This window comes from Pseudomonas sp. GW-45 (assembly GCF_056896675.1).
On sequence record NZ_CM167674.1, the window covers coordinates 3,755,628 to 3,768,128 of the forward strand.

The 12,501-nt window shown below is 58.9% G+C and carries 11 protein-coding genes; 7 read left to right on the forward strand and 4 right to left on the reverse strand.

What is annotated here, in order from left to right; genetic code table 11:
- Position 1: 1 nt before the first annotated feature.
- The 3 genes from AC1XYH_RS17705 to AC1XYH_RS17715 all read right to left on the reverse strand — a co-directional run bounded on the left by AC1XYH_RS17705 (position 2) and on the right by AC1XYH_RS17715 (position 2,834).
- Complete coding sequence (locus AC1XYH_RS17705) at positions 2–460, reverse strand: tripartite tricarboxylate transporter TctB family protein (protein WP_483324435.1); 459 nt, start codon at positions 458–460, stop codon at positions 2–4.
- Positions 461–556: 96 nt separating this feature from the next.
- Entirely contained in the window at positions 557–1,537 is a 981-nt protein-coding gene (locus AC1XYH_RS17710) for a Bug family tripartite tricarboxylate transporter substrate binding protein (RefSeq protein WP_483324436.1), read from the reverse strand.
- A gap of 31 nt (positions 1,538–1,568) precedes the next feature.
- Positions 1,569–2,834, reverse strand: coding sequence for an OprD family porin (locus AC1XYH_RS17715; RefSeq protein WP_483324437.1), 1,266 nt, complete (start codon positions 2,832–2,834; stop codon positions 1,569–1,571).
- Positions 2,835–3,014: 180 nt separating this feature from the next.
- Here AC1XYH_RS17715 and AC1XYH_RS17720 point away from each other — a divergent pair, with 180 nt between their 5' ends.
- Together AC1XYH_RS17720 and AC1XYH_RS17725 are read left to right on the forward strand one after the other, a co-directional pair.
- The gene (locus AC1XYH_RS17720) at positions 3,015–3,683 is read left to right on the forward strand and encodes a response regulator (protein ID WP_483324438.1); all 669 of its coding nucleotides are present in this window, start codon (positions 3,015–3,017) and stop codon (positions 3,681–3,683) included.
- Positions 3,680–5,044: a sensor histidine kinase gene (locus AC1XYH_RS17725; protein WP_483324439.1), complete on the forward strand. Its 1,365-nt coding sequence runs from the start codon at positions 3,680–3,682 to the stop codon at positions 5,042–5,044. The genes AC1XYH_RS17720 and AC1XYH_RS17725 overlap by 4 nt, the downstream gene beginning before the upstream one ends.
- Positions 5,045–5,059: 15 nt before the next feature.
- Here AC1XYH_RS17725 and AC1XYH_RS17730 read toward each other — a convergent pair whose 3' ends face one another.
- The gene (locus AC1XYH_RS17730; protein WP_483324440.1) at positions 5,060–5,614 is read right to left on the reverse strand and encodes a carboxymuconolactone decarboxylase family protein; all 555 of its coding nucleotides are present in this window, start codon (positions 5,612–5,614) and stop codon (positions 5,060–5,062) included.
- A 134-nt stretch (positions 5,615–5,748) separates the two neighbouring features.
- Between AC1XYH_RS17730 and AC1XYH_RS17735 the strand changes: the two genes are divergently transcribed.
- The 5 genes from AC1XYH_RS17735 to AC1XYH_RS17755 all read left to right on the forward strand — a co-directional run bounded on the left by AC1XYH_RS17735 (position 5,749) and on the right by AC1XYH_RS17755 (position 12,498).
- Positions 5,749–6,351 (forward strand): TetR/AcrR family transcriptional regulator, encoded by a 603-nt coding sequence (locus AC1XYH_RS17735; RefSeq protein WP_483324441.1) that lies wholly within the window; start codon positions 5,749–5,751, stop codon positions 6,349–6,351.
- A 100-nt stretch (positions 6,352–6,451) separates the two neighbouring features.
- A complete protein-coding gene (locus AC1XYH_RS17740) occupies positions 6,452–7,588 on the forward strand; it encodes a thiolase family protein (RefSeq protein ID WP_483324442.1) in 1,137 nt (378 codons plus the stop codon).
- A gap of 77 nt (positions 7,589–7,665) precedes the next feature.
- Positions 7,666–8,775 carry an efflux RND transporter periplasmic adaptor subunit gene (locus AC1XYH_RS17745; protein ID WP_483324443.1) on the forward strand — a complete coding sequence of 370 codons (1,110 nt, stop codon included), beginning with the start codon at positions 7,666–7,668 and terminating at the stop codon, positions 8,773–8,775.
- A 2-nt stretch (positions 8,776–8,777) separates the two neighbouring features.
- Positions 8,778–11,867 (forward strand): efflux RND transporter permease subunit, encoded by a 3,090-nt coding sequence (locus AC1XYH_RS17750; RefSeq protein ID WP_483324444.1) that lies wholly within the window; start codon positions 8,778–8,780, stop codon positions 11,865–11,867.
- A gap of 61 nt (positions 11,868–11,928) precedes the next feature.
- Positions 11,929–12,498 (forward strand): TetR/AcrR family transcriptional regulator, encoded by a 570-nt coding sequence (locus AC1XYH_RS17755; RefSeq protein ID WP_483324445.1) that lies wholly within the window; start codon positions 11,929–11,931, stop codon positions 12,496–12,498.
- Positions 12,499–12,501 lie beyond the last annotated feature (3 nt).

A 12,501-nucleotide genomic window follows, 5' to 3' on the forward strand; every position in this document is an offset into this window, starting at 1 on the left:
ATCAGATCTCCAATCCGGCCAGCACGCCAAGCGGCAGCGGCACGTCCAGAATGCGGTCGAAGAGAAAGTACAGGCTGGTGCCGAGTACGACGGCGAGAACCACGCTGGGCAGCCAACGGCCACCGAACAGGCGTGCCATGCCCAAGGCGAACAAAATGGCGCTGGGTACAAAGCCAAGACTTTCAAACAATGAAGCGAGGGCCAGCAGCAGCGCGAGGCAGATGGCGACTTTGATCAGCATCGGCTTGGTCAGCGCTGGCTCATCGCTGGGGCTGCTCTCCAGCGCAGGTTTGATCAGCAGCACCAGTGCACCCAGCCCTAGCAGAATCAGCAGCATCAGCGGGTAGGCGCGCGGCCCTACAGGCTCATAGGAAAAGGGCGCATGAAAGCCCCAGGCGATGACGCCAAGGCACAGGCAAGCCAGCAGCAGGCTCGCCGCAAACAGACGTTGATAGAGCATGGGTATGTCCTCGCAGGCGCAGCGTGGGCCCAGGGCCGCACGCTGGCGAAGCTGTTACTGAACCGGGTTTATCGAGTTCGGGTGACTGATCAGCGGTTACTGAACCAGGCCAAACTCGGCGGCGAGTGACTTGTACTGAGCCACCTCCTTCTTCACGTAGGCGTCGAGTTCGTCGCCGGTCATGGCGAAGGGGAAGAGCTCGCGCTGGGCGCGTAGGGTGGCGAAGTCGTCGGAGGCGAGCAGCTCGTCAAAGCTGTTCTTCCACCAGGCGAAGTCTTCAGCGCTGACGTCTGGCCCCATGTAAAAGCCGCGCACTACAGGCCAGCTAACATCAAAGCCCTGTTCTTTGGCGGTGGGGATATCTTCGACAATGTCACCTTCCAGGCGCTCGTCAGCGAGGATCGCCAGAATGCGCATGTCACCGCTTTCGATGTGGGGCATGGCGTCGGAAATGTCGGAGCTGGCCACCTGAATGTGGCCGCCCAGCAAGGCTGTGGCCAATTCGCCGCCGCCTTCCATGGCGACGTAGCGCAGGCTGCGTGGGTCGATACCGGCAGCGCGAGCGACCAGCGCCGTTTGCATCCAGTCCTGGCTGCCAACGGTGCCGCCGGAGCCGATCACTACCTTGGAGGGGTCTTTCTTCAATGCGGCGACCAGATCATCCAGTGTCTTGAACTCGGAGTCTGAACGCACCGCGATGGCGCCGTAGCTAGTACCGACGGCTGCCAGCCACTTGACTGCCGTTTCGTCATACCGACCGAACTTACCCTGCGCCAGATTCAGCAGCGAACCGGTAGAAAAGGCAGTGATGGTGCCCGGATCATCGGCGCGTTGCGCAACCACGGAGTTGTAGGCCACGGCGCCAATGCCGCCCGGCATATAAGTGACGCGCATCGGCCGTGACAGGTGCTTGCCGTCGAGCAGCGCGCTTTGCGCCAGCTTGCAGGTCAGGTCAAAGCCGCCGCCGGGTGAGGCCGGGGCGATGCATTCCGGACGCTTGGGTTCAGCAGCCAGGGTGTAACCGGCCAAGCCAAAGCAGATGGCTGCGAGCAGAGCAGAACGAAGTGTTGTTTTCATGGGTGGTTCCTCATGGTTTTTATTGTAGTGCTTACCAGATGGGTAGGCTGTAGCTGACGATCAGACGGTTCTCATCGGCGTTGCGGGCGAAGTCGGAGCGATAGCTCGCGTTGCGCCAGCGCAGGCCGAGGTTCTTCAGTGCGCCATCCTGGAACACGTACTGCAGCTCGGTGTCGCGCTCCCATTCCGAGCCCGAGCCGCCGGCTACCGGTTTGGCGTCATCACCGCTGATGTAGCGGCTCATAAAGCTCAGGCCGGGGATGCCGAGGGCGGTAAAATCGTAGTCATAACGCAGCTGCCAAGAGCGCTCGTTGGCTTCGGCAAAATCATTGATCTGGACGAAGTTGACCAGAAAAGGGTTGCTGCCATCGACGTAAGGAAAGGCGTTGTCGCCGTGCATTTGCTGCAGCGACACGGTCAGCTCGTGACCGGCCTGGCCGTAGCCGAGGCGACCCTGCCAAGCCTGGTTATCGATTTTGCCGGCGTTGGCGCTGCCCTGGTCGTCGGAGACCGCGACGCGCAGCTCGCTGCTCAGCTTGCCTTCGCCCAGCGCGTACGCATGGGTTAAACCAAAAACCTGTTGGCGGTAGATATCATCCAGTTGTGCCAGATAGTAGCTGCCCGCCAGGTCGGTGCTGAATTGGTAATTCAGACCGGCCCAATCAAAATTGTCGGCACTGAACGAACCGCCAAAACGGCGGTTGCGGTTGTTCAGTGCCATATCTTCAGCATCGGTGGAGTCGCGCTCGGTAGTCTTGGTAAGACGACCCAGTTCAATGTCGAGTTTTTCGAATTCGTTAACGCCCAGCCGGCCGCCCTGAAAGGTTTGCGGCAAAATGCGGCTGGTGTTGGGTTGGAGTATCGGGTTTTTTGGCATCAAGGTGCCGATCTGCAGCTCTGATTCGGAGTAACGCGCCTTGGCGGTCAGTCCCAGCTTGCTGTATTCATCAGCGGCGCGGCCATCGTCGTGGGTTGGCAGCAGGCCAGTGCCGGTGCGGTCGGGGCTGGAATCCAGCTTCACGCCGAGCATGGCTTTGGCATCCAGACCAAAGCCAACGGCGCCTCGGGTAAAGCCGGATTGCAGGTCAAGAATAAAACCCTGCGCCCACTCTTCACGCTTGGATTGGCCAGTGCCTTCACGAAAGTCGCGATTGAAATAGATATTGCTGGTGCTGAACTTGGCGCTGCTGTCTTCGACGAAACCTTCTGCATGTAGCAGTGGTGCGAGCAGTAGTGAGCTGGTGGCGAGCAGAGTGCTAGGCAAACCCCGGCGCCGAGCCATGGATGCTGTGATCATACGGGTACTCCATTGTTCTTTTTTTGTGTTTTGCTGCTACTTCGGTGGGTGACCGTCGGGTGATGCTAATGCGCTAACCTTTCAGCAACCTTTCATCTGCAAAGGCACGCAGGCCGCGCTGTGCAGAGCCGACGAGCGGTGTACACTCAGCCAAATTCCCCTTATTGAGAGAGAGCAGCAGTGCGCATTCTGCTGGTAGAAGACGACCCCGAACTGGCTGACAGTCTATCCCGCGCGCTCAAGGCCGGGGGCTGGACGGTGGACACGCTGCACGATGGCATCGCCGCTGATCTGGCGTTGCGCAGCGAGGATTACGCCCTAGCGATTCTTGATGTTGGCTTACCGCGCCAGGATGGCTTTGAGGTGTTACGCAAATTGCGTGAACGCGGGCAGACCCTGGCAGTACTCATGTTGACGGCGCGTGGCGAAGTAGCTGATCGCGTGCGCGGTCTGAATCTGGGCGCTGATGATTATCTAGCCAAACCCTTTGAGTTGAGTGAGCTGGAAGCACGGGTCAACGCCCTGCTGCGGCGTAGTTTGATGGGCGGCGAACGTCAGCAGCAATGCGGAACCTTGGCCTACGATCTGAACGACCGACGGTTCAGTTTGGCCGAGACGTCGCTGGCGCTGCCTTCACGCGAACACGCGGTGCTGGAAAATCTGATTGCGCGTCCGGGTCGGCTGATGAGCAAGGAGCAACTGGCCGGCAAGGTGTTTGGTCTGGACCAGGACGCCAACCCTGAAGCGATTGAAATCTACATCTCGCGGCTGCGACGCAAGCTGGAAGGCAGCGGTGTGCGTATCGTCACGTTTCGTGGTTTGGGTTATCTGTTGGAGGCCGATGCATGAGTTTGCGTGGCCGGCTGTTACGGCGGCTGGCGCTGGTGCTCTCCATTCTGTTGCTGCTGGGTAGCAGCTTTGCCTATTGGAACGCGCGCCGCGCCGCGGATACGGCTTACGACCGCTCGCTGCTGTCCTCTGCCCGCGCTATCGCCGAGCGACTCTACGATGAGCAAGGTGAGCTGTCAGTTGAAGTGCCTTATATCGCGCTCGATAACTTTGCCTACGACATCACGGGTCGCCTTTACTACCAGGTACTGGATCTGCAAGGTCGCTCGGTCTCCGGTTATGAAGACCTGCCGGGGCCGAATGAAGACGTACCTATGACGCAGGATTATCCAGCGCTCGCGCGTTTTTACGATGCCGATTACCGCAATACGGGGGTGCGCCTGGTCAGCCTGTTGCAACCGATCAGCGGCGGCAGCAGCCAAGGCATGGCGGAAATCCGCGTGGCAGAAACACTGGAAGCGCGCGAGCGTATGGCGCGTAACCTGCTGCGCCAATCACTGATCAACCTGGGGGTGCTGGCCGCTAGCGCTTTGTTGATGGCCTGGTTGGCGGTGACGGCGGCGTTGCGCCCCTTGCAGCGCTTGCGTAATGAAGTGGCCGAGCGACGCAGCGATGATCTGCGGCCAATTAATACGACGGGTCTTCAGCGCGAAGTGCGCCCGCTAGTGGATTCGATTAACCACTTTACCGGGCGGCTCAGGGAGAACTTCGAGCGCCAACGCGACTTCATCGCTGAAGCCTCGCATGAGTTGCGCACGCCGCTGGCGGCGCTCAAGGCGCGCATCGAACTGGGCCTGCGCAGCGAACAACCGACGGATTGGCAGCAGGCGCTGCATGAAGCAGATGCCAGTACCGATCGCACTATTCAGTTGGCAAACCGATTGCTGTCGATGGCGCGGATTGAACGTGGCGCGCGGGCGGTGGCCGAGGGCAGCGCGGAGTTGATCGAGATGGCGCCGTTGGTACAGGAGCTGGCATTGGCGATGGCACCGCTGGCGCACGGTCGCGCGGTCGCGCTGGCGTTGGAAGTAGACGCACCTTTCAGTGTCTGGGGAGAGCCAACGTTGTTGCAAGAGCTGTTGGGCAATCTGATTGATAACGCGCTGCACCACACGCCCAAGGATGGGCAGATCATTTTGCGTTTACGGGCGCCGGCGGTGCTAGAGGTGGAAGACAGCGGCCCCGGTATTCCGCAAGCTGACCGCGATCGGGTATTTGAGCGCTTTTATCATCAAAGCCCGGAAGGGACCGGGCTAGGACTATCGATTGTCGGTGAGATCTGCCGCGCCCATCGTGCCAACATTAGTCTGCACGAGGGCGCCGTCAGCGGCCTGCTGGTACGGGTTAGTTTTCCCGCCTGAGGCCAGCCACAAATCTTACTTGGCGCGATGCCATTCGTACTGCTGGAAAACTTCGTCGACCGGGGTCTGAGCTACATGGTTTGTGTAGTTGCTCATGACCTTCTGGGCCAGACCGAGAATCACCTCTAGTACCTGGCGCTGGGCATAGCCGGCGGCGTAAAAGGCATCCAGGTCGGCTTTATCCACTTCACCGCGCTTACGCACCATAGCCAAAGTGAAGGTGCGCAGGGCTTCCAGCTTGCTGTCGGGGAGCGGCGTTTCGTTGCGCAGGGCGTCGGTGATGTCGTCTGATACTTTCATCATCTTGGCGATACCGGTGTGCGCAGGCACGCAATAGTGGCATTCGTGCTCGACGTTAATGGTCTGCCAAACCACGGTCAGCTCATCGGCGTTAAAGCTGCTGTCCTGAAACAGGCCGTGTAGCACCTGATAACCATCAAGCAGGCCGGGTGCTTCCGCCATGACCTTGTGCAGGCCTGGGATGCGACCAAAACCTTTTTCTGATTTCTCCAGCAGCGCCTTGGAAGCTTCCGGGGCGGATGTTTTGTCGTGTAGTTTGAAATCTGACATAGGATCTCCGAGCTGTTGATGTTTTTGAGCGATTGCTCAGGTAGTTCACCGTAGCTGTATTTGAGTGATCATTCAAGTTATTATTGAGCGCTCGCTCAACCAGCCCTTCGTCAATCCAACTCAGGACAGCTTCGATGCCCAGACCCGCCCGCCATGACCGCCAGATTGCGTTGGATAAAGCCGTTGACCTGTTTTGGGAGCGTGGTTACCACGCTACCTCAATGAAGCATCTTGAGCAGGCCCTGGATATGCGCCCCGGCAGCTTGTACGCCACTTTTGGCAGCAAGAGTGGCTTGTTCAGCGAAGCCCTCAACTCCTACGCCCGGCAGATGGCGGAGGAGTTGGCAGGCTGTCTGAGTACCAGTGACAACTTGGTTGAAGGGTTCAGATTTTACCTGCGCAGCCTCGCCGGCCCTTGTCTGGTGCGCGAAAATCGCCCGCCGCGGGCGTGCATGTTGATCAAGACGTTATTGGAAGTGAACGAAGAAGAGCCCGCCTTGCAGCAGCAGGTTAATCACGTGCTGGATCAGATGGAGCAGCTGTTGGCGGCTGAGTTGGGCCGCGCTCAGGCGCAGGGCGAAATTCGCTTAGAAGTAGACTGCGCGCGCCTTGCGCGTTTGCTGCAAGGGCAGGTAATCGGTCTGCGCAGCTTCGCGCAACGTGATACCAATCCAGAGCATTTGGCCGATCTGGCCGAGGACATGGGTTCCCTGTTTGAGTCTTATTTGATTCACTGAAGATAATTTAAATTATGCATGTAATGCTATGCAGGCTATTTAGATTATGGTTATCATTTGATGGTGTTGCCCATTTACCTTGTCATTGAGGAACAACGCCATGACATCCATTGTTATCGCCGGCTACGTACGCTCCCCTTTTCAGTTCGCACGCAAAGGCGGCTTGATCAATCTGCGCCCTGACGATCTGGCCGCGCAGGTGCTGGCCGGTTTGGTATCTCGTCTTGACCTGGACCCCGCGCTCCTTGAAGACGTGATCATGGGGTGTGCCTACCCGGAAGCCGAACAGGGCACGAATATCGCGCGGATCGCCAGTTTTCGCGCCGGCTTCCCGGATACCTTGGGTGGTGTGACGGTGAACCGTTTCTGTGGTTCCTCCATGACTGCGATCCACTTTGCTGCGGGCCAAATCATGCTGGGCGCTGGCGAGGCCTTCATTGCCGCTGGTGTTGAGTCCATGACGCGCGTGCCTATGGGTGGATTCAATCCTTCGGCCAATCCGGATCTGCTGCAAAGCTTCCCCGAGGTTTATATGGCGATGGGGCATACCGCAGAAGAAGTAGCACGGCGTTTTGAGGTGAGCCGTGAGGAGCAGGACGAGCTGGCCGTGCTATCGCACGCCAAGGCGGCCAAAGCGCGTGAAGCGGGCTTGTTGGCAGATGAAATCGTGCCGGTGACGACGCCTGACGGTGTGGTGACAGAGGATGGTTGTATCCGCCCCGGTACCAACCTTGAGGCGCTCGCGCAGCTTAAACCAGCGTTTGGCGGTATGGTCACCGCAGGCACTGCGTCGCCACTCACGGACGGAAGTGCAGCGGTGTTGGTATGCACCGAAGAGTTTGCCCGCAAGCATGGGCTACCGATGCTTGCGCGTATTAAAGCGGTCGCCGTGGGCGGCTGTGCGCCAGAGATAATGGGTATGGGGCCGGTAGAGGCAACGCGTAAAGTGCTTGCTCGCGCCGGGCTGAGCATCAATGATGTCGACCTGATGGAAATCAACGAGGCGTTCTCCAGCCAGTCAATCGCCTGTTTGCGTGAGCTGGGCATGCCGCTGGAGAGGGTCAACCTAGATGGTGGCGCTTTGGCGTTGGGGCATCCATTGGGTGCCACCGGTGCGCGCATTACTGGCAAGGCTGCGGCATTGCTGAGACGCACCGGTGGCCGGTATGCGATTGCCACGCAATGCATTGCGGGCGGCCAAGGCGTTGCTACCTTGCTGGAAGCGATATCTCACTAACGATATCGAGCTAAATAGATAACTAAAAAAATATTGGGCCAACGTTGGCCCTGCGAGTGGGAAAGGGAGAATTCAGGATGTCTGCAGGAAAAACCCTGTTGCTGGCGTGTCTGCTGGTTGCGATCGTGGGCTGTGAGAAAAACGACGAAGCCCCCATCACTAACGACACCGCGCAGCCGCGCATGGTGCTGGCAACTGAGGTGCATCCAGCGACTAGCCGCGGTGCCACTTTTACCGGGGTGGTCGCCGCGCGCACGGAAAGCGAGTTGGGCTTTCGCGTCGCGGGCAAAGTGATTGAGCGTCGGGTTGATCCGGGTGAGCGGGTCAGCAAGGGCGATACCCTGCTGGTGTTGGACGTGGATGATTTTGAGCTGGCACTGCGCGCCGCCAACAACCGCGTGCGTTCGGCGCAAGCCTCGTTGCGGCAGGCGCAGGATGATGAGAAGCGCTATCGCCAGTTAGTCGAGACGGGCGCGGTGTCACGTCGTTCTTTTGATGAGGTGGTCACCGGCCTTCGGGTGGCGGAGGCGAACATGGCCTCGGCCCGTGCCGATAACGCTCAGGTGGAAAATCAGCGCGGCTATTCAACACTGACGGCCGATGCCGATGGCGTGATTACCGACGTGCTGGCGGATGCAGGTCAGGTGGTTGCTGCGGGGCAAGTCGTTGCCCGATTGGCGCATAGAGGTGCGCGTGAGGCGGTCATCAGTATTCCGGAAACTCAACGCCACCTGGCTGACCACGCGGCCGCTGCGCAGCTCTTCGGTGACCCCGACACCATTATTCCGGCCAAATTGCGTGAGCTGTCTGCCTCTGCTGACCCAGTCACGCGTACCTATCGCGCCCGCTATGTGCTGGAAGACGGTGAAACGCCACTGGCGATTGGTGCAACAATAAGCATTCACTTGGATGATAGCGCCGCTTCTGCGCTAGCTCGAGTGCCGCTCGGTGCGCTGTACGACGCGGGTGCTGGCACCGGTGTATGGGTCATAGATGAAGCCTCGACCGTGCACTTTACCCCGGTCAAAGTGGCCAGTCTGGGGCAAGAATACGCGCTGCTGTCTGAAGGGCTGCGCGAGGGGCAACGCATCGTTGCGCTGGGCGCGCACCTGCTACATGAAGGGGATGCGGTACGGCTGTTGCCAAAGGCGCCTTGGGCCGCTGATTCTGCTGCACGGGAACTCTGACCATGGGTGGTTTTAACTTATCCGCCATGGCGGTACGCAACCCCGCAGTGACCCTGTTCTTAATTATCGCGATATTGCTCTCGGGTCTGTTTGCTTTTGGCAAATTGGGCCGTGCGGAAGACCCTTCTTTTACCGTAAAGGTGATGACTGTTACCGCTGCGTGGCCGGGTGCAACCGCACAGGAAATGCAGGAGCAGGTTGCCGACCGGCTGGAAAAGCGGCTGCAGGAGCTGGAATATTACGATCGAGTGGAAACCACCTCGCAGCCCGGTTTGGTAGCGATGAAGGTGATTTTTTCCAATGCTGCGCCACCGGAACTGATTCCCGAACTGTTCTATCAGACACGTAAAAAACTCGAAGACGAGGCCAGCAAGCTGCCGAATGGCGTGCGTGGTCCGTTTTTCAACGATGAATACAACGACGTATATTTCGCACTCTACGCGCTGGAAGCAGGGGAGTTGCCGCATCGCCAGTTGGTGCAGTTGGCCGAGCAGATGCGTCAGGACTTTTTGCATCTGCCTGGGGTGAAGAAGGTCAACATTCTCGGCGAGCAGCCGCAGCGCATCTTCGTCGAATTCTCTTATCAGCGTTTGGCCACCTTGGGGCTGACCCCGGATCAGATATTCTCAGCGTTGGCGCGCCAGAATGCTGTGGCGCCGTCCGGGTCGGTAGAGACCGCTGGACCGCGTGCTTACATTCGCGTGGATGGCGCCTTCGATAGCCTTGAGCAAATCGAGAACGTACCCATAGTTGCCAACGGCCGGGTGTTGCGTATGGCTGATGTGGCGCAGGTACGCCAAGGCTATGAAGACCCTGCCAGTTACCGTATTCGCCATCAGGGCGAGCCGGCGTTGATGCTTGGCGTGATCATGCAGAAGCACTTCAACGGTTTGGAGTTGGACAAGTCACTGATTGCTGAAGAGCAGCGCCTGCAGGATAGTTTGCCGCTGGGTATTCACTTCACCAAGGTGTCGGACCAGGCCAGCAAGATCAGCAGTGCGGTTAACGAGTTTATGCTCAAGTTCTTTGTCGCGCTCGGCGTGGTTATGTTGATCAGTTTGCTGGCGCTGGGCTTTCGTGTCGGCTTGGTGGTCGCAGCTGCGGTACCGCTGACATTGGCGGTGGTGTTTGTGATCATGCTGATGACGGGGCGCGAGTTTGATCGCATCACCTTGGGCGCACTGATCCTCTCGCTGGGTCTGTTGGTGGATGACGCGATCATTGCGATTGAAATGATGGTAGTGAAGCTGGAAGAAGGTATGGATCGGGTGTCTGCCGCGACCTTTGCGTGGTCCTCCACGGCGGCGCCCATGCTCACCGGTACCTTGGTCACTATCATCGGTTTTCTGCCAGTGGGTTTCGCCCGTTCCGGCGCAGGGGAATACGCCGGTAATATCTTCTGGATTGTTGGCTTTGCGCTGATCTCTTCCTGGGTGGTGGCGGTGGTGTTCACGCCTTACTTGGGCGTGAAACTACTCCCCAATATCAAACCGGTAGAAGGCGGCCACGATGCTATTTACGCTGGCCCGTTCTACGCACGGCTACGCGCTGTAGTGGAGGGCTGTATTCGTTGGCGCTGGCCAGTGACCGGCTTGGTGCTAGCGGTTTTTGTGTTGTGCGTCATGGGCATGGGTTTGGTGAAGAAGCAGTTCTTCCCTAACTCTGACCGCTCCGAGGTGATGCTGGAGGTTTACATGCCACCGGGTACCGCCTTCAAAAACACCGAGGCGGTAGTGCATCGAGTAGAGCAGGCGCTGTTGGAGGAACCGCAGACCGAGATGGTCGACTCCTACGTAGGCGGCGGCGCACCGCGCTTCTTCCTCTCGTTGAACCCCGAACTACCTGATCCGGCGTTCGCCAAAATCGTGGTGCAAACGGCCGATGCCGACACACGTGACGCGCTTATAGTGCGCATGCGTGAGCGGGTTGCCGCTGGAGAATTTCCGGGCGCGCGGGTGCGGGTAATCCAGCTGGTGTTTGGCCCGCCGGTACCCTTCCCTGTGGTGTTCCGGGTCAGTGGGCCTGATCTGGATATCTTGCGCGGTATTGCCGAGCAAGTGCGCTCGCGGGTCGATGCCAACGCGATGACCCGCGATACGGTTATCGATTGGGGCGAGAAATCCAGCAGCTATCGTCTGCTGCTGGATCAAGACCGTTTGCGCTTGTTGGGCTTTACGCCAGCGCAGGTTAAATCTCAGATTAACGCTCTACTTTCGGGTAACCCGATTACCGAGGTGCGTGAAGGCAACCGCACCGTCTCGGTGGTGGTGCGCGCGATCAACGCACAGCGTGAGAACTTGCAAAGCATTGAGAACCTGACCATCACCAATGACGCCGGGCGCGCTATTCCGCTGCAACAGGTAGGACGTTTTGTGCCGGTAATGGAAGACCCGATTCTACGTCGCCGCAACCGTGAGCCAACCTTTGAGGTGCGCGCGGATACTGCACCGGGGATTCAGCCACCGGATGCAGCTTTAGCGGCCTATGCTGACTTGAAGGAGCTGGTAGCCGAGTTGCCCTCGGGGTATAGCATCACCATCGGTGGCCCGGTAGAAGAAAGTGCGATTGCCAACAAGGCGCTGGCGGTACTCTTCCCGATCATGATCCTGCTGATGCTGGTGGTTATCATGTTCCAGGTGCGCTCCTTTGGGGTGATGTTCATGGTGTTCGCCACCGCGCCCTTGGGCTTGGTGGGCGCGGTACCGGCACTGCTGATCTTCAATCAGCCGTTTGGCTTCAACGCGATTCTGGCGCTGATCGGCATCGGCGGAATTCTGATGCGCAACACGCTGATTTTCACCGATCAGATTCGACAGAATCAGGATCACGGCATGCCCATTCATGAGGCGGTTGTCGAAGCCACGGTGCGTCGTGCGCGCCCGGTCGTGCTTACTGCGCTGGCGGCAGCGCTGGCATTTATCCCGCTCACACTTTCGGTGTTCTGGTCATCGCTGGCCTTTGTGCTGATTGGTGGTGTGCTGATGGGCACGCTTTTGACGCTGCTGTTTCTGCCGGCACTGTGCAGTCTGGTCCTCGGTGCAGGCAGCAAGAGGACAGAGCAGTCAGTCACCGCGACCGGTGTTCAAAGTTGATGCTGTGCTTGTGGATGTATAGGTATAAAATGACGGCCTGCATTTAAAGCCGGGAGGCGGTATGCGTTACTCAGAGGATCACAAAGCCAAAACCCACCAGTCGATTCTGGATGAAGCGGCGCGGCGGTTTCGGGCCGACGGCGTAGGTGCCACCGGCCTCCAGCCCCTGATGAAGTCGCTGGGTCTAACCCACGGCGGTTTTTACGCACACTTCAAGTCCAAGGATGACCTGGTCGAGCAGTCGCTGCAGCATGCGACTGCTCAGCTTAGGGCTTCATTGGCCTTGAAGACGGGGCCGGATGCGCCCTTGTCGCAGCTGATTGAAACCTATCTTTCACCGCAGCACCGCGCCAACCCCGGGCAAGGCTGCCCGCTGCCAACGGTTTCAGCTGAACTGGGCCAGAAGGGACAGCCGAGTCCGACCACCGACAAGGTGATCAACAACCGGCTGCAGAGCATTGCCAGCAAGCTGCCAGGTGAGGATGCCGCGCAGCAGAGCATGCTGGTGCTGTCGGCCATGGTCGGCGCACTGGTGTTGTCACGGAGTGTGTCTGATCCGGCGCTGGCAGATGAGCTGCTGGAGAACGCGCGGGAGCAGTTGATCAAGCTGGTTGAGAAGCCTGCGGCTTGATGC

Bases quoted from the DNA above. Each gene is read 5' to 3' on its own strand.
- AC1XYH_RS17705 (WP_483324435.1), bottom strand. From the start codon at position 460: ATGCTCTATCAACGTCTGTTTGCGGCGAGCCTGCTGCTGGCTTGCCTG.
- AC1XYH_RS17710 (WP_483324436.1), bottom strand. From the start codon at position 1,537: ATGAAAACAACACTTCGTTCTGCTCTGCTCGCAGCCATCTGCTTTGGC.
- AC1XYH_RS17715 (WP_483324437.1), bottom strand. From the start codon at position 2,834: ATGATCACAGCATCCATGGCTCGGCGCCGGGGTTTGCCTAGCACTCTG.
- AC1XYH_RS17725 (WP_483324439.1), top strand. From the start codon at position 3,680: ATGAGTTTGCGTGGCCGGCTGTTACGGCGGCTGGCGCTGGTGCTCTCC.
- AC1XYH_RS17730 (WP_483324440.1), bottom strand. From the start codon at position 5,614: ATGTCAGATTTCAAACTACACGACAAAACATCCGCCCCGGAAGCTTCC.
- AC1XYH_RS17735 (WP_483324441.1), top strand. From the start codon at position 5,749: ATGCCCAGACCCGCCCGCCATGACCGCCAGATTGCGTTGGATAAAGCC.
- AC1XYH_RS17740 (WP_483324442.1), top strand. From the start codon at position 6,452: ATGACATCCATTGTTATCGCCGGCTACGTACGCTCCCCTTTTCAGTTC.
- AC1XYH_RS17745 (WP_483324443.1), top strand. From the start codon at position 7,666: ATGTCTGCAGGAAAAACCCTGTTGCTGGCGTGTCTGCTGGTTGCGATC.
- AC1XYH_RS17750 (WP_483324444.1), top strand. From the start codon at position 8,778: ATGGGTGGTTTTAACTTATCCGCCATGGCGGTACGCAACCCCGCAGTG.
- AC1XYH_RS17755 (WP_483324445.1), top strand. From the start codon at position 11,929: ATGCGTTACTCAGAGGATCACAAAGCCAAAACCCACCAGTCGATTCTG.